The sequence below is a fragment of the Alteromonas antoniana genome (assembly GCF_019249295.1).
Taxonomy (GTDB): Bacteria; Pseudomonadota; Gammaproteobacteria; order Enterobacterales; family Alteromonadaceae; genus Alteromonas; species Alteromonas antoniana.
Map to the genome: position 1 here is coordinate 20,733 of NZ_JAESDH010000015.1, position 19,400 is coordinate 40,132.

The window sequence follows — 19,400 nt, forward strand, 5'->3', positions numbered from 1 at the left end:
GATTGCAAACGGTTATTTTGCGGAGCATGAATGAAAGAAAACGCATACGAGATGCCCTGGCGCACGAACTATGAAGCCATGGCCGCAGCAGGTTGGCTGGTTGGGGCAACAGGGGCAATAGCCGCAGAAATGCTGACTGAGTTACCACCTGAACCATTTTGGTGGATGACAGGGATTTCCTCGGGCATGGCGTTGTATCGCCTTCCTGAGGCTTATCGCCTTTATAAGTTGCAGATGGGGCTAAAAGGCAAACCATTGGCATTTATGGAGCTGTCGCATTTGCAAAAGGTGATGGCAAAACATCCTGATGAATTGTGGTTAGGGTATGGCTTTGAGTGGGATCAACGTCATGCCCAACGCGCTTATGAAATCCTAAAGCGGGATAAGCAAACCTTGCTTAACCAAGGTCACGGCAAACAAATGGGTTCGACCTGGATTCATGGTGTCGAGCCCAAAGAAGAAGATGTGTATCAGCCAGTTGGTCACACCGAGGGGCATACCTTAATTGTCGGAACGACCGGTGCCGGAAAAACCCGATGCTTTGATGCGATGATCACTCAGGCCATTTTGCGTAATGAAGCTGTGATTATTATTGACCCTAAGGGAGACAAGGAACTTAAGGATAATGCACAGCGAGCCTGTATTGCCGCCGGTAGTCCAGAGCGCTTTGTGTATTTTCATCCGGGTTTTCCAGAGCGATCAGTACGTCTTAATCCTCTGAGAAACTTTAACCGAGGCACTGAAATTGCCAGCCGAATAGCGGCCTTAATCCCATCCGAAACCGGAGCTGATCCATTTAAAGCTTTTGGCCAAATGGCATTGAACAACATCGTGCAAGGTTTGTTGCTTACTTCTCAGCGTCCTGATCTGAAGACTCTGAGACGATTCTTGGAAGGCGGCCCAGAAGGCTTGGTAGTAAAAGCCGTCACGGCTTGGGGTGAGCAGGTATATCCGAACTTTAGTGTGGAGATTAAGCGCTTTACCGAAAAGGCCAATACCTTGGCAAAACAAGCGATGGCGATGCTGCTTTTTTATTACGAACGCATTCAGCCCGTTGCCGCCAATACCGATTTGGAAGGGTTATTGAGTATGTTTGAGCATGACAGAACCCACTATTCCAAGATGGTGGCTTCATTGATGCCGGTGCTCAATATGCTCACTTCAAGTGAACTTGGCCCGCTGCTATCACCGATTGCAAACGATGTAGATGACAGCAGGTTAATTACGGATTCTGGCCGTATTATCAACAATGCCCAAGTGGCCTATATCGGGTTGGATTCATTGACCGACGCCATGGTTGGCAGCGCCATTGGTTCGTTGCTTTTATCCGATCTCACCGCCGTGGCCGGTGACCGCTATAACTATGGTGTTGAAAATCGTCCCGTAAATATCTTCATCGATGAGGCGGCTGAAGTCGTCAACGATCCCTTCATTCAACTGCTCAACAAAGGCCGTGGCGCAAAAATGCGTTGTGTGATTGCTACTCAGACCTTTGCTGACTTTGCAGCTCGTACAGGCAGTGAAGCTAAGGCCCGTCAGGTGTTAGGTAACATCAACAACCTGATAGCTCTTCGGGTGATGGACGCCGAAACACAGCAGTACATTACTGACAATCTGCCTAAGACTCGGTTGCAGTACATCATGCAAACTCAAGGTATGTCGTCCAACTCGGACAGTCCAGCGTTGTTTACCGGCAATCATGGCGAGCGCTTGATGGAAGAAGAAGGCGATATGTTTCCACCGCAGTTATTAGGCCAGCTTCCCAACCTGGAGTACATCGCCAAGCTTTCAGGTGGCCGCGTGATCAAAGGCCGCATTCCTATTTTAACCAGCTCTACACAGGCAGCATAAGGAGTCTGTATGCATCATTCTGTCTGTCTGAAAATGACAACACTTACCAGTAAAGAAATGCTCGCTCAGTGGCAGCAACATAACCCCCAGTTCAAGGAAACCTTAGGACTGCTTGAAACCGACTGGCCTCATGCTTTGGCCTCGGTGTATTGCTTGGCGGACTACTTAACGGATGCGTTCACGTTAGATGGCCATTCCATCTTTGATTTGTGTCTGTGTAATGGTTTGGGCAGTTATGAAGAAGTCAGTTGTGATGATGATAGTGTACGCCTTTGGCATTTCATTGAGGCACTGACCTGGACTGCCGCCAGTGCTTTAACGGGGATTCGCCTGCGTGATCCTGACCATTTCGAGTGGGCCGCCGTAGATGGTGTGTATTTCTACTCCTGGATTCGTAATCGTCCAAATCGGATGGCGTATCTGGCTGAAGGACGTATTGATATGCGTTATGTCAGTGGCCATACATCGACAAAGCGGCTTCAACAAGTGATTAAAGCCCGGATTATGACTCCAACCGTTGCAGCCATGCTGGCGCGAGTTGAAGAGGATGTTTGGCATGAGCAAGCATAAGTCGGTTTGGCTGCTGTGTCTGGCACTGATGCTGGAGATTATTGCCATTGGCGTGTTAGTGCCCGGTGATTGGACTGGCCGGGTCATCAGTAAAGAGAAGCAGATGATCCAAAACCAATTGGGCGCACAAACAAGCTATTGGATTGGTCAAACTAGCCATCGCTGGTATCAATCATGGGTTGTGGATACGCAGATGGAGCAATCTGTGCGAGATTTTCTAATCCCCACTGAAGAGCAGCGACTGCGCTCTAAAGGGATGGAGAACATGGGAGGCTTTTGGTTTGTCTGGGTAGAAGACCGTATTCAGGCATTTTTTGATGTGTTGTACCAAGTGTTCACTCGATTTGCTTTACTGATGGTCTGGTTGCCCTTTGCGCTTATTCTCATGTTACCGGCGTTGTGGGATGGCTTAATGACCTGGAAGATTAAGAAGACAACCTTTGATTTTTCGAGCCCTATCATTCACCGCTACAGCATGATTATCCTGGGTTCAGGCGTCATCTTGCTGTTTATGGGATTGTTCGCCCCGCTGGCTATTCCACCGGTGGTACTACCGTCGATGATCATCGGCTTGGCATTGATGGCAGGGTTGGCGTTAAGTCACTTGCAGAAGAAGATATGAGGCCAGTTGGGCCTCATCTTGTAGAGCTAAAACCTTACGCCTACGGTATTGCCGTTCTCGTTGCGTATTTTTCCCAACCGTGAACACCAGTTTTTCTCTAGCGTGAACACCTAATTTTCTTAACTGTGAACACTGATTTTTGCCTAAGCGTGAACACTTTTTCCGCATGACAAAATTTAGTGTTCACGGTAAGCAAAAATCCCCACCCCTTCTTGCAGGTCAGTTTTTAACCATTAACCTGCGCTCCTTTGTTTAACCCTCAGGAGCCGTTATGAAAACGAAGAAGATCTCTATGCAGAAAATCAAAGAAATTCTGCGCCTCAAATACGGCGCCGACCTCTCATCCAGGCAAATATCCCGTAGCCTGAATATATCAACGGGGGCTATCTCAAAGTACCTCAATCGAGCCGATGCGGCTGGCATTGGTTGGCCTTTGCCAGAGAGCATGACAGAGCAACAAGTTTTAGCCATCCTGCAGCCGTCACGAAAACCAAGAAAGGACACGGTCACCGTGTTTGCGGAACCCGATTTCAATGCAATTCACGATGAGTTGGGGACCAAGGGAATGACACGACAATTGCTGTGGGAAGAGTACACACAAGACCACCCCAGTAATCACTATAGCTATTCTCGCTTCACCGTTCTGTTCAAACGTTGGCAGGGCTCACGCCAGCTATCGATGAGACAAACACACCTAGCTGGCGAGAAGATGTTTGTCGATTATTGCGGGCCGACCATGGATGTCATTAACCCTCAAACGGGCGAGGTACGTACTGCCCAGATTTTTGTCTCCGTCCTGGGCGCCAGCTCTTATACATTCGTTGAGGCGACATGGTCACAAAGCTTGCCTGACTGGATTGGTTCCCATGTTCGAGCATTTAACTTTTTTGGTGGTGTTCCGGAGGTGGTTGTGCCAGATAACCTGAAAAGTGCCGTTAGCAAAGCCTGCCGCTATGATCCTGACCTAAACCCTACCTATCAGCAACTTGCAGAGCACTACAATGTTGCCGTCATCCCAGCTCGCCCCTACAAACCAAAGGACAAATCTAAAGCAGAGGTCGCGGTTCAAGTGGTTGAGCGGTGGATCATGATGCGCCTGAGAAAGCAGCCATTTTTTACTCTCGCGTCACTTAATCAAGCCATTCGTTTTTTGCTGGCAGACCTCAACAACCGCCCGTTTAAAAAACGTCCGGGATCTCGCCAATCTCAATTTGAAAGTATTGATAAGCCTGCGTTAAGACCGTTACCACCATCCCCCTATGAGTACCTTGAGGTTAAAAAGGCCAGAGTTCATCTTGATTACCATGTGGAATACGACGGTCACTTCTACTCCGTACCATATCAACTGGTAAAACAAAACGTGATGATTCATGCAAGCCGAACCACCTTGACCATTAATCATCAGGGAAAGCAGGTGGCCCACCACCCGCGAGCCTTTAAACACGGCCACACGACTGACACCACGCATATGGCGAAGGCGCATTTGAAGCATCAAGAGTGGTCGCCTCAGCGGTTTGTGTTATGGGCAACCCGAATTGGCGAATACACGACATTGGTGGTTGAGCATCAACTTGCTGGTCGCCGTCACCCCGAACACGGTTATCGCGCTTGCCTGGGTTTACTTAACCTGACAAAGAAGTATGGCCAGGAAAGGCTCGAAGCCGCCTGTCGTCGCGCACATTATATTAACGCTATTACGTACAAAAACATTGCCTCAATTCTCAGCAAAGGTTTAGACAACCTGCCCATGGAAGATGGCGATGCAGACAAGCAGATTTCCCTTCCCCTCAGTCACGATAATGTTCGCGGTGCCAAGTACTATCACTAATTACGCAAAGGAAAAACGAATGATTAATAACTCAAGTTTCGGGGTTCAAAAACAGCAAAAAATACAGCTTAAGTTACTGAATAATATAAATAAAAATAGCCTTTTCGTGGTATAATGTTAGTTAACTAGACAAAACAAAACACCCACCCAAGGCTATGTATGAATTCTGACACAACCTCTTCTGTTTTGCCATCGCTCACCGCTGAGTATTTAAGCCGCCACGATGTTCAAGTGGATAATCTGTTTAGCAAAGCATGGCAGCGCATCGGTTTTAATCGACTGCTGAAACAAGCGCGGTTTTCAAAGCGTTCAGGATCACCCGTCAGTGATGTAGTGTACCTTTTACTGCTTTGGGTCTGGCTTAACGATGTTTTCAAAGGAGTCGTTACAAAGCTTCTCGATCACTAAGAAGGATGCCCTTTATGATCTTCTTAATCGGGAAGATCTGGATTGGCGCAAGTTGCACCTTCAAACAGCGAAGACCGTCATCAGTTTGACTGACCACAGCGCCATACGCGCCTATGTTGTTGATGATTCTGTTAAAACACGGCGCGGTAAAACCATGCCAGGCATCTCTAGCCACTTTGATCACCTCAATGGTCGTTGTGTGATGGGGCAGCAAATCCTGACCCTAGGGCTGGCGACTGAAAAGCAATTTATCCCTTTAGATAGCGAACTCTATATCAGTCGAGTTAAATCACAACCTCTGACCAAAGCCTTTGCCGATGGTCGCAGTATCGCCGCAAAACGTTATCGTGATGCGCAGTCAATGACTAAACCGGAGATGGTCCATGGCATGATTAAGCGAGCCGATCGGTCCGGCATTCATGCACAGTATTTTTTAGCCGATTCATGGTTTGCCAGTAAGTCCATGCTGGCCTTTATGGAAGCGCAATCGTTAGTCTCCATTGTCCGTATGAAGAAAAATAAAATGAGTTACCGCGTGGCCGGTAGTGACAAGGTTCTCTCAACAGCGGCTGAGCTATACCAACATCACATCAAAGGCCAATGGCAGAAGGTTAAGGGCAGGCCATACCAGTCTAAGGCGATCACCGTTGAGTTAAACTTAGCACAAACCCTCGATGCACCTGATCACTGGATCAAGGTCAAGCTGCTGTTTGTACGTGGCGTTAACGAAGAAAAACAGCGTGCTGGAAAGCATGATTGGGCCTTGTTTTTATCCACCGACACTCACCTCAGTGATGAGAGAATACTCGAAATCTATGCATTACGCTGGGGAATCGAAGTGTACTTTAAGGAAGCGAAACAAAAGCTTGGGTTCCTTAAAGAGCAGAGTACACATTACAGTGCTTATATCGCCTCCATCCATTTAACGGCTCTGCGATTCTGCTTGCTGCTATTGACTCAACACGAGGAAGGTGCCGCTCGACTGAGTTATAGTCGTAACGACATGATCAACAGTCTGTGCACCTTAGATTTTGCCAGCCGACTCTGGGTTATCTTTAGAGCGCTGATATCGGGAGCGCTTGATGAGCTCAGCAAGCTATATGGAGTCAGCGTCGCCCAAGAGATCATGAACCAAATAGACAAAACGGTTCAGGAGTTCTTTATGCAAGTCATGCAAATGGATACCTTCACGCTGAGGCTAGAAGCCAAATCTATTGGTGATGAGTACTGATTTTAAGCTAAACTGAACTCCGAAACTTGAGTTATTACTCTCGGTGATGTAAAAGCCATTTTTTTCTATGCAAGCTTGTTTCCTGCATTTGTCGATCTGACGACTATCGCCACGTCAGACATTGCAACGATTATTGTGTTGACTGTCGTTGCAGTCGGTGGTGTTAAACTGGGTTATGCGTATTTCGCCAGCAGGATTCTGTCCTGGACTAAGGGCAGAGCACCAGGCGTTGTTAAAAAGACCGCTGGCGGTTTTATGGTTGGTGCAGGCACATACCTTATGGTAAAAGCCTAATGAATTGAAAATCCCACGTTGGAGGTTGTAGATGGAAGATGATTTTGAAGTTGAAATGAGTGCTTTAAGCCAGGAGCTGACGGCTGAGGGTAAAACTGTTCAGGTCGATATTTACCGTGGCGACACGGGAGGCTGGATTCTTGAAGTGATTGATGAATCGGGTGTTTCGACAGTCTGGGAAGATGAGTTCGATACAGAGGAAGCCGCACTGGATGAAGTTAAGGCGACCATCAGAGATGAAGGAATTGATTCTTTAATTGGTATGGATGTGTAAATGACGCTGGGTTAATCATACCGGGTTCCGTGGTGCGGATGGGGCTGGCATAGGAAACAGCCTGTTAACAGAGAACTCCTCCAGACAAAAGCTGAAGACCTGTTGGGAGCCCATTGCTTTAAAGGTTACCTGTTCCTGGGTTAGTTCACAAAACCAGTTTTCTCTGGATTGCGGCGCCTGGTCAGTGAAGGCGATGGGGGTAAAGAGGGCTGCGCACAGCTCATCACGAGCTGAACGGGCCGATAGATATTCAAAGGCTTCTACTCCAGCTTCTCTCATGTTGGTGCCTAATGCTTGAGTCAGGGAGTACTCAGTGCGGTGGCGCAATGCTGCCGTGAATGCACTAAAGGGTGGCTGTTGAAGCTGGATACCTTTATCGGTCTTATAACCCACTGTGAACAGCGTATGCTCGGTGTTCAATTTTGCCGCAGGTGCCGTTCCTTCCATTGAGCGGAGAAACACAAAGCGGTAGAAGGCGGATTCTGCCAGGGTTACTTCAAGTGATTTTCCGCCGTAGAACAGGCTAGGTTCATGGATACGGCCAAATCGAGATCCCCAGTGTAAGGGAGGATAACGAAAAGGTGTTTTGAGCAGTTAGTGCAGGGTGTTTGGGTAGGTATCAGGATAGTCGGGTTTTGAGGTTTCAAGTAACTCTTCAAGCACCGCCTGTTCTTCGAGTGTGTCCACATAGCCTAGTGTGGCGACTTGTTCCTGATTTTCCACCAGGCGGTATAACAACCCCTCAATGGGTCTGATGCAGGCTTCGCCGTTACAGTCAGCCCAGATCATGGTTACACCTTGCCTCGTATCGCATCCAGGCAGGTCACCACACGCATAAGTCCCTGAACAGTTTGTACCTGTATAGCAGGAACACCGCCAGTAAGCTTGTTCTGTGAGCGCATGAAATGTTTGATCCAGGCCTGGTCACCCCCGGTGAGTGCAAATAGTGCCCGGGCGGCTCTGATCAACAGCAGGGCCAGTTCACCTTGTTTACTGTCGGGACTCAGGTCCAGGTTTTGCTTTAAGCGTGTTATCGCGGTTCTATGCACACCAATCACCTTGCCCAGCTCATCTTGCTTGAGTGTCAGCTGTTTGGATGCATTAAGTAGTGCTTTTGACAGGACAACAGCTGGGTCTGGTCGTTGCTTTAGTTGTGCAGTCATCTTGCTTTTCACTCCAGGATCTAACTTTTGATCTTTATTTTAGATGCAAATAAAGCAAAATGGTAATCAGTTTTACTAAATGAAACATTTCATCTCTGCCACAGCCTCCAGCACTGCTTCACAACAGCGTCAACATGCCTGTTGATTTCCTCACCAGGTTGTCTGGGTGGGAGTTGATGCAAGGCACGCACTATGTCCAGTCCTGCAAGCATGCTCAAAAACAACTCGGCGGCATGCTCAGTATCAGTACACTCTATACGTCCTGCCTCTTGTTGTATTTTTAACCAGCCGCTCAAGGTGTCTAAGGCGTTTTGAACACTGTTGTTGTACATGCTGTGCAGTAGATCCCGGTCTACTTCGTGCAGGCTGCCCAGCAAACGCAGAAAATTGAGGTGTTCATGGCTGAGTACGAAATGTGCCAGGTTTAGTGCAAAGTCATGCAGTGCTTGCCGAGGTGTTTGGCCCTGCTCAGGTTCGATAACCAGGTGTTGAAGCAAGCTATCGCACTGGCGATGAATGATGGCCTCGATCAGTGTGTTTTTTTCGTTAAAGCGGTTATAGACCGTTACTTTTGAAACGCCCGCTTTACATGCGACCGCTTCTATCGAGAATTTAGCTGGGCCCTGGGTGAACAGAAGTTCTGTGGCGGCATCCAGAATAGCGACTTCTTTGCTGGGATCGACAGGTCGTCCCGATCGTGACTTACAAGGCACTTTTTTATCCATTTTAATTAGTGTACGATTGCGTTCATTAATCATAGTGTATTTTTGAGTCGATTACCATGCATAGACCCTTATTCTTTATGGCTATTGTGCTGTTAATGCTGGGCTGTAGTCCAGATAATGGTGCATCCAATGCACCTCAGTCTGCGGCTCCCTGGGTTCGAACTCTGGTAGTGAGTAATGCCTCTTCTGCTTTTCTGAAGCTATCCGGCACAGTAAAAGGGCGCTATGAAACACCCGTTGCCTTTCAGGTTTCGGGCCGTATTCTGGAGCGCTATGTTGATGCGGGTCAGCGGGTCGAAGCGGGGCAGTTGCTGTTCCAGTTGGACCCGCGTGATTTGTTAGCCTCGGTGCGAGTGGCTGAAGCTGACATGAAAACGACTGAAGCGGCATTGGCAATTGCACGCAGCGAGTTGAATCGTCAACAAACACTGGTAGACGGCCAGTTTGTCAGCCGCCAAACCCTGGAGCGTTATGAGCTGACACTGCGTGAAGCCATCAGTCGTCATCAGGCGGCTAATGCTGTGTTGGAGCAGGCACGTAATGCTGTGGATTATGCTGAACTGCGTGCTGAAAAAGCGGGCATACTGAATGCCGTGACAGCTGAGCCAGGACAGGTGGTCATCATGGGGCAGGCTCTGGCTACTCTGATTGACGATAGCTCACTTGAAGCGGAGGTATATCTGCCTGAAGGTGAGGATGCTCCAGCGTCTGGTAGCCTGTTGATTGATGGTGAATCATTAGCGATTACTTTGCGGGAGATGGCAGCCTCGGCTGATCCTGACAGTCGCAGTTGGCGGGCACGTTATCGTATTGAGTCGCGCTCTGATGCCTTAAGTCTGGGCAGTGTGGTACAGGTCAGGCTTGACCAGCCACTGCAGGAGACAACCTTTAGTGTGCCCCTGGGCGCACTGGATGAACGCAGTCAAGGCGCTCAGGTCTGGCAAGTAGTTGAGGGGCAGGTGCAGCCTGTGCCTGTGGAGGTGCTGGAGCTGAGCCAGGAATATGCCCGTATTCGCGCTTCCCTGACGCAGGGTAGTCGCATTGTTGCGCTGGGCACGCATTTATTAACGCCGGGCATGCAGGTCAGGGAGCAGGCGCGATGAATTTTCCCAATTTGTCAGCCCTGGCAGTGCGTGAACGCTCGGTAACCCTGTTTTTTCTTCTCCTGTCTGTCTTTGCCGGTGTCTATGCGTTTTCATCTTTGGGGCGTGCCGAAGACCCATCCTTCACTGTACGGGTGATGGTGGTGTCGGCTATCTGGCCCGGTGCCACACCGACCGAGTTACAGGATCAGGTTGTTGACCGTCTGGAGAAACGCATTCAGGAAGTGGAGTACCTGTATAAAATTGAAACCACGATACGTCCGGGTCGGGCCGATTTACAGATAGAGTTCGAGGACTTTTCACCCAGTGAAAGGGTGCCTGATCTGTTTTATCAGGTACGTAAGCGCATGCTGGATGAAGCCGGAAGTCTGCCTGCGGGGGTCATAGGTCCGATCGTTAATGATGATTTTTCAGATGTGTATTTCTCGCTGATTTCACTGACGGCACCGGGTATGCCGATGCACAGCCTCACCCGTGAAGCGGAATCTGTCCGTGATCGTTTACAGCGTGTGCCTGGCCTGCAAAAAGCGCTGTTACTGGGCGAGCGCAGTGAGCGGGTGTTTATCGACTTTGATATGAACCGCCTGAATAACCTGGGGTTGTCAGCAGAGCAGATTTTTGCTGCGATTGAAGCCAGTAATCGTATGATGCCAGCTGGCTTTGTTGACCTGGACGGGCCACGCGCCTACCTGCGTGTGGATGCTGATCTGGCGGACCTTGATCAACTGGCTGCTTTGCCGATACGTGTGGGAGACCATCTGTTAAAGCTGTCTGATCTGGCAGATATACGGCGAGGTTACGAAGATCCTCCCTCCTATATGATCAGGGCGGATGGTGAAGCGGCCATATTGTTGGGGGTGGTGATGCAGGCCGGTCAGAACGGCCTGGAGTTTGGTGAGCGTCTGACGGCCTTTATTGATGCTGAACAGGCCGCGTTACCCCTGGGTATGTCTTTGCATATGCTGACCAATCAGACCGAAGCGATCAGTCAGGCCGTTGATCTGTTTCAGATCAAGTTTCTGGTGGCGGTGCTGGTCGTTATGGCTGTCAGCATACTGGCGATTGGCTTTCGTGCGGGTCTGGTGGTAGGTATTGCCATCCCCGTTACCATCGGCCTGACCTTCCTGTTGATGAAAATTACCGGGATCAATCTGGATCGTATCACTCTGGGTGCCTTGATTATCGCCCTGGGGTTACTGGTGGATGATGCCATCATCGCCATTGAAATGATGATCGTTAAAATGGAAGAGGGCTGGGAGCGGGTGCGCGCGGCCAGTCATGCCTGGAGTGTGACGGCCGCCCCTATGCTGTTTGGTACGCTGGTGACGGTAGCGGGTTTTGTCCCGATCGGCTTTGCCCAGTCAAGTGTGGGTGAATATGCCGGCAATATCTTTTGGGTGCTGGCCTTTGCACTGCTGGTTTCCTGGCTGGTGGCTGTGACTTTTACGCCTTATCTGGGAGTGAAGCTGCTGCCATCCTATACTCAGCATCAGGCTGGAGATATCTATCAAACACGTTTTTACCAGTATCTGCGAGGCGTGGTAAACACCTGTGTGCGTTATCGTAAAACGGTCGTGCTGTCGACACTGATGTTGTTGATACTCAGCGGTGTGGGTATGGCAACGCTGGTACAAAAGCAGTTTTTTCCAGGTTCAGACCGTCCAGAGGTATTGATCGATATTTACCTGCCGCAGGGCAGTGCAATCGGCACGACAGAAGCCACGGTAAAACGCCTCGAAGCCATATTGGAAACGCTGCCCGAAGTGAAAAGCCTGTCATCCTATATCGGTGCGGGTGCGCCTCGATTCTTTATTTCGGCTAACCCTGAACAGCCTGATCCGGCCTTTGCCAAGATCATTGCCATAGGCCATGATGCCGGTGCTCGTGATCGTATTATGGCGGAGATGAATCGTCACCTGGAGGCAGGTGAGTTTCCTGAAGCACGGGTACGCGTTACCCGTTTGCTATTTGGACCGCCGGTTATCTGGCCTGTCAGCTTTCGCGTGCTGGGCCCGGATACTGAAGTCTTGCGTTCCATCGCTCACGAGGTGCGTAATCTGATGGCGGCGCATCCCAATACCGTGATGCCGCACCTGGAATGGGATGAGCGTACACCCGCCTACTATCTGGATATGGACCCTGACCGTCTGCGGTTAATGGGACTGACGCCGACCGAGGTTGCGCAGCAACTGGCGTTTCAACTCAATGGTTTTAATGTCACCGATGTGCGTCAGGATGTTCGCAGCGTACAGGTGATCGCGCGCAGTGCACGCGAAGGGGGGCTGTTACCCGAGGCGCTAGAGCTTAAGACAGCGGATGGGCGCAAGGTGGCGCTCAGTCAGTTGGGCGAGTTGAGTATCCGCTATGAAGATCCGGTGATAAAACGCTATAACCGTGAACCCTTTCTGGCTGTACATGCCGATGTACAAGGAGCCCAGCCACCTGACGTGACCCATGCGATCTGGGCTGACATGCAGTCGCTGCTTGCTGAATTACCACCGGGCTATCGTATCGATATAGGTGGATCGGTTGAACAGTCTGGCAAAGCGGATAGCTCCATCCAGAAGCTGCAACCGCTTATGCTGGCGCTTATGCTGATTTTCATCATGCTGCAGATGCGCTCATTTACCGGCACGTTTGTGGTGATTGCGACGGCTCTACTCGGGTTGGTAGGAGCGGTGGCAGCACTGCTGTTGTTTAACCAGCCGTTTGGTTTTACCGCGCTGCTGGGGTTGATCGGTTTAAGTGGTATTTTAATGCGCAACACCATGATACTGGCGCAACAGGTGCAGGATAACTTCGATTCCGGTATGCAGGCGGGTGCCGCTGTGGTTGAGGCGGCGGTGCAGCGTTCCCGTCCGGTGGTACTAACCGCTCTGGCGGCGGTGCTGGCTTTTATTCCGCTGGCTCTGGATCTGTTCTGGGGACCCTTGGCCTATGTGCTGATTGGCGGTGTCGCTGTGGGTACGCTGATTACCTTGCTATTTGTGCCAGCGCTCTATGCATGGTTGTTCAAAGTGAAAGTCAGTGACTATTGAGTCGTTCACTATCTGCAGAGTTGATAGCCTGTAAAGAGTGGATTGCCAGCCTGGCGGGTACAGCAGTTCGGCTGCTGTACTTGCTCACTCCTTCCGAAATACCACCGATAGATTGTTAGCTGGCATGGGAACTACCGCTTGTCGTATCAGCCCTTGCTCTTTTGCCAGATGAGTGACCTCATCCAGATGGCGGATACCCCAGAGCGGGTTACGTTGGCGGAGTGATGCATCAAATGCCAGGTTGCTCTCGGCAGGGCTGACATCGGCCTGCCAGAAAGGGCCATAGAGGAAGAGGACGCCATCGTTACTGAGCAGATTTTGGGCTAATTTCATAAGCCCCTCGGCGGCTTGCCAGGGCGCAATATGGATCATGTTGATCGCCAGCAGGGTGTTGTAGTCACCCTGAGGCATTTCTGTGGGAGCGGTTACATCCAGGAGTCGGGCTGGAAACAGCTTTGGATGGTGGTCACTCTGTCGCCTGGCTTCGATGCTGCTTAAGGCTGTCGGATCTATATCGGTGGGTTGCCAGTGAACGACCTGTGAGAGATTTGAGGACAGATACACCGCGTGCTCGCCCGTTCCTGAAGCTATTTCCAGTACCCTGGCCGGATCGGGAAGGTATGTCTGCAAGACATTGAAGATCGGCTCTCTGTTGCGCCGTGTAGCGGGTGCATGGGCAAGCGAGTTTGATGGTTTCATCGCAGATAGGTCTCCCTGCAAAGCAAAAGGCTCTGTATCAGGGACATTAATCTACCGGAAGAAAAGGCCAGGGTCACGTTTCATTAACCTGTGGTGTTAATTCCCATAGCAAAAATTTACTGTATTTATCCCTTATGGATATATGGGAATAGGTGGCTGGTATACAATGTCTTTTTAAAGGTTTGAATTCGGCTATAAGGCTATTTTACACATGACATCACTTTCAGATGATGCAAACAACACGTTTGAAATCTTTCCCTGGAACCCGCAACTTGAGACGGGTATTGCGATTATTGATGATCAGCATCGTAATTTGGTGATCCTGCTGAACAAGCTGGGTCAGCAGTATGTGCAGGGTGTTTCCAAACAGGCTATTGAGCAAATTCTGAAAGAGTTATCCGATTACGCTGACTACCATTTCCAAACTGAGGAAGCTATCTCCTGAATCAGTGACGAGTATTGCTTAAGATTACAGATCGGAGCAGTCACTGTTTTATCGCTCTTTAACAATCGATTTTATTCGTACTGATGTGCGCTTGCATTGCAGGCTACTGATTTTTGCCTATTAAAGGATTTTTCTCTGGTTAAAATTCAAACAATTTTGACCGATTTGGCATGCTGAGGCCTGGCTACTAGCCATGCAAGGAATGTTTGGTATATCGAGTATGTCAGGTAATGTGATACACGCGATTGAATGCGCTAAAGCCTGGACAATGAGAGCCAAACTTAAGTGTCAGCTGTCTACCGCTCTTCACGAGTCGGCAGGCCAGATACATCAACTCTTGCATAACGGTTTTCAATCGGCGACGTTTCGCTGAGTGCCGCACAGGTGAGTCAGATTGCATTAAGCCGCGTAAACCGATCCAGCGTAAGATGTTATAAGCCATGACGGCAAAGCCCATGACCAGATCGTTGGTCGCGAACTTCCCAGATGGCAGGCGCTCTAGATCCAAGTCAGTCTTGAACTCGCTATGGAACTGTTCACACAGCGCATGCCCTTTGTAGAGTTTAATCACCGTGGCGTCATCTGCCACATCTGAAGACAATGAGGTCAACCAGCCATCTAAGCTGATTTCAGGCTCCAAGAACAACTGACCTTTGGCATCAGAGTGTCTCACCGTAACTTTGACCACTCGACGCGTATTGGCCGCATCATCCAGCTGTTGAGAGAACACGGCTTCCATTTTACCGGGTCGTGGATGATGCCACTTCGCATGTGCACAGGCTTCATCGTACCATTGCCAGACATCCTGCTTTCGTGGGTTCCATTTAATCAGGAAGTCGACGTTTTGGTTGTTCAGAAAAACACGGTTTTCAAGCGCATCATGTGCACTATCCAGTCGGATCAGTAATGACTGATCGGTCAGCTGACGTGCTCTTGGAATCACGCGTTGAAGTACATTGATAAACTCAGCATTAGCATGCTGGCTGCCAGGGCGTAACTCACAACCTAAGCACCACCCTTGCTGACCCAAATAGGCAGCAATCGGCGCATAGCCATCATGCCCTTTGTAAGTGTAGGAAACACCTTCCTTTTTAGTGTCACTGTTATCCATGGGGAACACGTCCATATCCAAGGGAATATGCCCTGTTGAGAGCTCTGTTAGTGGAATGGATGCATTCTGTAAAAACTCAACACTGGCCGAACTTAACAGTGGTAGTAAATTAACGGCATCTTCATCAAAGCGCTGACGTAATCGCGCGGATGAGGGTGATTGTTTGATACCCATGGCGGCCTTGAAGTAGGGATCATGTCTGGCTTGTTCGACGGCTTCAAAGTCACTTTTGCCCAAGCAAACGAGTCCTACATACGTACGAATAAGATCGATATTAGCGATACCATGGCGTTTAGCGACATCACGAGAAGTCTTATGAAGTGATGTCATTTGGTTGATGCAATGACCAATGAGAGCAAGACCACCATGAGGTGTGATCACTTCGGTTTTAGACTGAACAAGCTTGAACTTACGCATGGTAGTAACATCACTGATTGGGTGAATGGACAGTGATGACTATTTTAACGTTGGAAGCCTTGCTATTGCAGGGTTTTGAACACATTTATTGAATCTGAAGTCACGGATTCAGGTACAAGTTAAGATAAACTAATGCCTGAGTCAGTGTGTTAATGGTAATAAAAAAAATAAATATATGAATTTAATGGCTATGTTCGGATTAACTGTTGTTGAATCGAAAAGAGCCTGTTTTCGTTAAGGTTTTCTGGAGTATCCATAAACCTGAACCAACCTAGGTAGTGTTCCAAGTATTTTGTGGCTACTCCGTGAAACCGTTTTATCCACGCTTTCAGACGGCTGTGATAGGCGTTAACATTTTGAATGTGAAAGACTTTATCTATCACCTTAACTCCTCCTGCCACATCTAAGCGCTTGTGTATTAAATCATTTTTCTCAGAAAGAGCTATGTAGGGCTTATAGCCATCACTACACAACACACTGTCTTTCTCTAATTTCCCTGCTAGCTCCTGATGTAGAGCTGCCGATGTAACACTTGGCACAACGGCTTCATACGTATTCTTAGCTCGGTCTCTGACCGTTAAAACTGGCACCCAATCATCCTTTGAACGCCCCCGTTTTTTCGCTTTCATCCCTCTTTTACGGGGCTGACGAGTCATCCGTTTTGAGCCTTTCTCTGAGTAGGGAAAAAGTGTTTCGTCTGCCTCGATAATGCCTTCTAATTTGCTCGCTTTCAGTGCTGATGGTAGCGCCAAGAATCGGTGCCGCCACCTGAACGATGTTTCAAGGTGGAGGCCACATTCTTCGGCACATTTACGCAATGGCTTACTGTCCAGCATACAGCGAATATATTCTAACCAAAGCTCTTTGTACCTCAGTCGAGCTAGCGGTGTCGCCGTTGTCGCTACAAAGGTTTTGCCGCAGTTCTTGCAGCGATAACGCTGCATCTTGTTTACCTTGCCGTGCCGATTGATCAGTGAGCTATGGCAGTGCGGGCATTCAGGGTTTTCAACCATCCGCTCCTCAAGCTCTGTTATCAACTGTGAGACGCTATCAGTGCCTTTCAGCAGCTTCTCAACATAACGGGTTTGACTATCTGTTAAGTGTTCTAACTCGGCTATAAGCTTTGTAAATTGTGCTGGGAGCATGATCAATCCTTAACAACTGTATTCATATACAGTATAGCAACAATTTAGCAGAACATAGCCAATTTAATACTCAAGTTTCGGGGTTCAAAAACAGCAGAAATTATAGCTTAAGTTACTGAATAGTATAAATAAAAATAGCCTTTTCGTGGTATAATGTTAGTTGTCTAGACATAACAAATACAACTCAAAGGCTACACATGAATTCTGACACAAGCTCTTCTGTTTTGCCATCACTCACCGCTGAGTATTTAAGCCGCCACGATGTTCAAGTGGATAATCTGTTTAGCAAAGCATGGCAGCGCATCGGTTTTAATCGACTGCTGAAACAAGCGCGGTTTTCAAAGCGTTCAGGATCACCCGTCAGTGATGTAGTGTACCTTTTACTGCTTTGGGTCTGGCTCAAAGCAGACTCAATTGCGATGTTTTCAAGGGAGTCGTTACAAAGCTTCTCGATCACTAAGAGGGATGCCCTTTATGATCTTCTTAATCGGGAGGATCTGGATTGGCGCAAGTTGCACCTTCAAACAGCGAAGACCGTCATCAGTATGACTGACCACAGCACCATACGCGCCTATGTTGTTGATGATTCAGTTAAAACACGGCGCGGTAAAACCATGCCAGGCATCTCCAGCCACTTTGATCACCTCAACGGTCGTTGTGTGATGGGGCAGCAAATCCTGACCCTAGGACTGGCGACTGAAAAGCAATTTATCCCTTTAGATAGCGAGCTTTATATCAGTCGAGTGAAAGCACAACCACTCACCAAAGCATTTGCGGATGGTCGTAGTATCGTAGCAAAACGCTATCGTGATGCGCAGTCAATGAGTAAGCCGGAGATGATCCACCGCATGATTAAGCGAGCCGCGCGGTCCGACATTCATGCGCAATATTTTTTAGCTGATTCATGGTTTGCCAGTAAGTCCATACTGGCCTTTATGGACGCGCAATCGTTAGTCTCCATTGTCCGCATGAAGAAAAATAAGACGCGCTATCGCACTATGGATAACACCTCGGCTCTAGCAACAGCGGCTGAGCTTTACCAACACCACATCAAAGGCCAATGGCAGAAGATTAAGGGTAGACCATACCAGTCTAAGGCGATCACCGTTGAGTTGAATCTAGCAAAAAGCATCAAAGAGCCTGATCACTGGATCAAGGTCAAGCTGTTGTTTGTTCGTGGTGTCAACGAAGAAAAACAGCGCGCTGGAAAGCATGATTGGGCCTTGTTTTTATCCACCGACACTCACCTCAGTGATGAGAGAATACTCGAAATCTATGCGTTGCGCTGGGGCATCGAAGTGTACTTTAAGGAAGCGAAACAAAAGCTTGGGTTCCTCAAAGAGCAAAGTACACATTACAGTGCTTATATCGCGTCCATCCATTTAACGGCGCTGCGATTCTGCTTGCTGCTACTGACTCAACACGAGGAAGGTGCCGCTAGACTGAGTGATAGTCGTAACGACATGATCAACAGTCTGTGCACCTTAGATTTTGCTAGCCGACTCTGGGTTATCTTTAGAGCACTGATATCGGGAGCGCTTGATGAGCTCAGCAAGCTATACGGAGTCAGCGCCGCACAAGAGATCATGAACCAAATAGACAAAACGGTTCAGGAGTTCTTTATGCAAGTCATGCAAATGGATACCTTCACGCTGAGGCTAGAAGCCAAATCTATTGGTGATGAGTGCTGATTTTAGGCTAAACTGAACTCCGAAACTTGAGTTAATAAAACACGCACTCAGCTAAACAGTTTGCGATTAACCGGTATGGCTGAGGCTCTGTCTCAGCAGTGTGATCAACCCAATACCTATGAGGAGCTGAGCTTTCTCGAACGACTCGCACTCTTGGTTAATCATGAAATCACAACCCGAGATAACCGTAAAATTGCACGCCTGTTACAACAAGCCAAACTCCGAATCAATGCCCAACCATCAGACATTGATTACCAAACCAAGCGTGGTTTAAACAAAAGCACCGTCGCACAGCTATTGCAGTTTGACTGGGTTAAGCAGCATCGAAATATTCTGATTGAAGGGCCAACAGGCACAGGCAAAACATTCCTGGCCTGCGCCATGGGGCAAACTGCTTGTGAACAAGGAATCTCCGTGCGCTACTACCGGGCCAGCAGACTACTTGAAATGCTCACGATCGCACACGGTGACGGTAGCTTTGGTAAAGTGCTTTTACAGTTGCGGAAAACTGAAATCCTGATCATAGATGACTGGGGATTGGACGCCCTAAAGCGGCAGCAAAGAATGGACTTAATGGAAGTGATTGAAGACCGGCACGGAATCGGATCGACAATCATTACTAGCCAACTTCCAACCAATCATTGGCATGAAACTATTGGCGATCCAACACTTGCTGACGCCATCTTAGATAGGCTTTTACACAACGCCTATAAAATTAGTTTGAAAGGAGAATCCATGCGTAAAAAACAAGCGAATCTTGACCAACTGTGAACACTTAAGGTAAA

Annotated in this window: 18 protein-coding genes and 1 pseudogene; 12 read left to right on the plus strand and 7 right to left on the minus strand. The window is 48.7% G+C overall.

Translation table 11 applies throughout. The features are described from left to right. Window positions 1–30 precede the first annotated feature (30 nt). The 7 genes from traD to JKP77_RS13245 all read left to right on the plus strand — a co-directional run bounded on the left by traD (window position 31) and on the right by JKP77_RS13245 (window position 7,078). Window positions 31–1,851 (plus strand): conjugative transfer system coupling protein TraD, encoded by a 1,821-nt coding sequence (gene traD / locus JKP77_RS13215; RefSeq protein WP_000661889.1) that lies wholly within the window; start codon window positions 31–33, stop codon window positions 1,849–1,851. A gap of 9 nt (window positions 1,852–1,860) precedes the next feature. Then, window positions 1,861–2,421, plus strand: coding sequence for a hypothetical protein (locus JKP77_RS13220; RefSeq protein ID WP_000546512.1), 561 nt, complete (start codon window positions 1,861–1,863; stop codon window positions 2,419–2,421). Next, window positions 2,408–3,043 (plus strand): IncC plasmid conjugative DNA transfer DtrJ family protein, encoded by a 636-nt coding sequence (locus JKP77_RS13225; RefSeq protein WP_000033756.1) that lies wholly within the window; start codon window positions 2,408–2,410, stop codon window positions 3,041–3,043. The genes JKP77_RS13220 and JKP77_RS13225 overlap by 14 nt, the downstream gene beginning before the upstream one ends. 271 nt (window positions 3,044–3,314) lie before the next feature. Then, complete coding sequence (gene istA, locus JKP77_RS13230) at window positions 3,315–4,871, plus strand: IS21 family transposase (protein ID WP_000850406.1); 1,557 nt, start codon at window positions 3,315–3,317, stop codon at window positions 4,869–4,871. Between the two features lie 159 nt (window positions 4,872–5,030). After that, complete coding sequence (locus JKP77_RS13235; RefSeq protein ID WP_001083547.1) at window positions 5,031–5,279, plus strand: hypothetical protein; 249 nt, start codon at window positions 5,031–5,033, stop codon at window positions 5,277–5,279. Further along, on the plus strand, window positions 5,239–6,510 hold the full coding sequence (locus tag JKP77_RS13240) for an IS4 family transposase (RefSeq protein ID WP_196897288.1): 1,272 nt from the start codon (window positions 5,239–5,241) through the stop codon (window positions 6,508–6,510). Before JKP77_RS13235 ends, JKP77_RS13240 begins: the two co-directional genes overlap by 41 nt. Window positions 6,511–6,835: 325 nt before the next feature. Continuing rightward, window positions 6,836–7,078, plus strand: coding sequence for a hypothetical protein (locus JKP77_RS13245; protein ID WP_013785947.1), 243 nt, complete (start codon window positions 6,836–6,838; stop codon window positions 7,076–7,078). Between the two features lie 15 nt (window positions 7,079–7,093). Here JKP77_RS13245 and JKP77_RS13250 read toward each other — a convergent pair whose 3' ends face one another. The 4 genes from JKP77_RS13250 to JKP77_RS13265 form a co-directional block, all read right to left on the minus strand. Next, window positions 7,094–7,672: an RES family NAD+ phosphorylase gene (locus JKP77_RS13250; RefSeq protein ID WP_218311738.1), complete on the minus strand. Its 579-nt coding sequence runs from the start codon at window positions 7,670–7,672 to the stop codon at window positions 7,094–7,096. Beyond that, window positions 7,673–7,867: a hypothetical protein gene (locus JKP77_RS13255; RefSeq protein ID WP_218311695.1), complete on the minus strand. Its 195-nt coding sequence runs from the start codon at window positions 7,865–7,867 to the stop codon at window positions 7,673–7,675. A gap of 2 nt (window positions 7,868–7,869) precedes the next feature. Next, window positions 7,870–8,241 carry an MbcA/ParS/Xre antitoxin family protein gene (locus JKP77_RS13260; RefSeq protein WP_013785949.1) on the minus strand — a complete coding sequence of 124 codons (372 nt, stop codon included), beginning with the start codon at window positions 8,239–8,241 and terminating at the stop codon, window positions 7,870–7,872. Window positions 8,242–8,330: 89 nt separating this feature from the next. Then, entirely contained in the window at window positions 8,331–8,999 is a 669-nt protein-coding gene (locus tag JKP77_RS13265) for a TetR/AcrR family transcriptional regulator (RefSeq protein ID WP_218311696.1), read from the minus strand. A gap of 23 nt (window positions 9,000–9,022) precedes the next feature. On the opposite strand from JKP77_RS13265, the gene JKP77_RS13270 reads away from it, so the two are divergent. Beyond that, on the plus strand, window positions 9,023–10,069 hold the full coding sequence (locus JKP77_RS13270) for an efflux RND transporter periplasmic adaptor subunit (RefSeq protein WP_013785951.1): 1,047 nt from the start codon (window positions 9,023–9,025) through the stop codon (window positions 10,067–10,069). Then, window positions 10,066–13,107, plus strand: coding sequence for an efflux RND transporter permease subunit (locus JKP77_RS13275; protein WP_218311697.1), 3,042 nt, complete (start codon window positions 10,066–10,068; stop codon window positions 13,105–13,107). Before JKP77_RS13270 ends, JKP77_RS13275 begins: the two co-directional genes overlap by 4 nt. Before the next feature lie 84 nt (window positions 13,108–13,191). On the opposite strand, the gene JKP77_RS13280 is transcribed toward JKP77_RS13275, so the two are convergent. Then, window positions 13,192–13,806: a DUF938 domain-containing protein gene (locus JKP77_RS13280; RefSeq protein ID WP_013785953.1), complete on the minus strand. Its 615-nt coding sequence runs from the start codon at window positions 13,804–13,806 to the stop codon at window positions 13,192–13,194. Between the two features lie 211 nt (window positions 13,807–14,017). On the opposite strand from JKP77_RS13280, the gene JKP77_RS13285 reads away from it, so the two are divergent. Beyond that, a complete protein-coding gene (locus tag JKP77_RS13285; protein ID WP_013785954.1) occupies window positions 14,018–14,251 on the plus strand; it encodes a bacteriohemerythrin in 234 nt (77 codons plus the stop codon). A 223-nt stretch (window positions 14,252–14,474) separates the two neighbouring features. On the opposite strand, the gene JKP77_RS13290 is transcribed toward JKP77_RS13285, so the two are convergent. Together JKP77_RS13290 and JKP77_RS13295 are read right to left on the minus strand one after the other, a co-directional pair. Further along, window positions 14,475–15,779: an IS1380 family transposase gene (locus tag JKP77_RS13290; RefSeq protein ID WP_013784042.1), complete on the minus strand. Its 1,305-nt coding sequence runs from the start codon at window positions 15,777–15,779 to the stop codon at window positions 14,475–14,477. A gap of 188 nt (window positions 15,780–15,967) precedes the next feature. Then, window positions 15,968–16,924, minus strand: coding sequence for an IS1595-like element ISAma5 family transposase (locus JKP77_RS13295; RefSeq protein WP_168477428.1), 957 nt, complete (start codon window positions 16,922–16,924; stop codon window positions 15,968–15,970). 197 nt (window positions 16,925–17,121) lie between these two features. On the opposite strand from JKP77_RS13295, the gene JKP77_RS13300 reads away from it, so the two are divergent. Both JKP77_RS13300 and istB read left to right on the plus strand, forming a co-directional pair. Continuing rightward, a complete protein-coding gene (locus tag JKP77_RS13300) occupies window positions 17,122–18,615 on the plus strand; it encodes an IS4 family transposase (RefSeq protein ID WP_013785955.1) in 1,494 nt (497 codons plus the stop codon). Window positions 18,616–18,654: 39 nt separating this feature from the next. Continuing rightward, a pseudogene (gene istB / locus JKP77_RS13305) lies at window positions 18,655–19,386 on the plus strand (IS21-like element helper ATPase IstB); the annotation flags it as partial. Window positions 19,387–19,400 lie beyond the last annotated feature (14 nt).

Excerpts from the sequence above, each read along its gene's own strand:
- traD (WP_000661889.1), top strand. The coding sequence starts at position 31 with ATGAAAGAAAACGCATACGAGATGCCCTGGCGCACGAACTATGAAGCC.
- JKP77_RS13220 (WP_000546512.1), top strand. The coding sequence starts at position 1,861 with ATGCATCATTCTGTCTGTCTGAAAATGACAACACTTACCAGTAAAGAA.
- JKP77_RS13225 (WP_000033756.1), top strand. The coding sequence starts at position 2,408 with ATGAGCAAGCATAAGTCGGTTTGGCTGCTGTGTCTGGCACTGATGCTG.
- istA (WP_000850406.1), top strand. The coding sequence starts at position 3,315 with ATGAAAACGAAGAAGATCTCTATGCAGAAAATCAAAGAAATTCTGCGC.
- JKP77_RS13235 (WP_001083547.1), top strand. The coding sequence starts at position 5,031 with ATGAATTCTGACACAACCTCTTCTGTTTTGCCATCGCTCACCGCTGAG.
- JKP77_RS13240 (WP_196897288.1), top strand. The coding sequence starts at position 5,239 with ATGTTTTCAAAGGAGTCGTTACAAAGCTTCTCGATCACTAAGAAGGAT.
- JKP77_RS13245 (WP_013785947.1), top strand. The coding sequence starts at position 6,836 with ATGGAAGATGATTTTGAAGTTGAAATGAGTGCTTTAAGCCAGGAGCTG.
- JKP77_RS13255 (WP_218311695.1), bottom strand. The coding sequence starts at position 7,867 with ATGATCTGGGCTGACTGTAACGGCGAAGCCTGCATCAGACCCATTGAG.
- JKP77_RS13260 (WP_013785949.1), bottom strand. The coding sequence starts at position 8,241 with ATGACTGCACAACTAAAGCAACGACCAGACCCAGCTGTTGTCCTGTCA.
- JKP77_RS13265 (WP_218311696.1), bottom strand. The coding sequence starts at position 8,999 with ATGATTAATGAACGCAATCGTACACTAATTAAAATGGATAAAAAAGTG.
- JKP77_RS13270 (WP_013785951.1), top strand. The coding sequence starts at position 9,023 with ATGCATAGACCCTTATTCTTTATGGCTATTGTGCTGTTAATGCTGGGC.
- JKP77_RS13275 (WP_218311697.1), top strand. The coding sequence starts at position 10,066 with ATGAATTTTCCCAATTTGTCAGCCCTGGCAGTGCGTGAACGCTCGGTA.
- JKP77_RS13280 (WP_013785953.1), bottom strand. The coding sequence starts at position 13,806 with ATGAAACCATCAAACTCGCTTGCCCATGCACCCGCTACACGGCGCAAC.
- JKP77_RS13285 (WP_013785954.1), top strand. The coding sequence starts at position 14,018 with ATGACATCACTTTCAGATGATGCAAACAACACGTTTGAAATCTTTCCC.
- JKP77_RS13290 (WP_013784042.1), bottom strand. The coding sequence starts at position 15,779 with ATGCGTAAGTTCAAGCTTGTTCAGTCTAAAACCGAAGTGATCACACCT.
- JKP77_RS13295 (WP_168477428.1), bottom strand. The coding sequence starts at position 16,924 with ATGCTCCCAGCACAATTTACAAAGCTTATAGCCGAGTTAGAACACTTA.
- JKP77_RS13300 (WP_013785955.1), top strand. The coding sequence starts at position 17,122 with ATGAATTCTGACACAAGCTCTTCTGTTTTGCCATCACTCACCGCTGAG.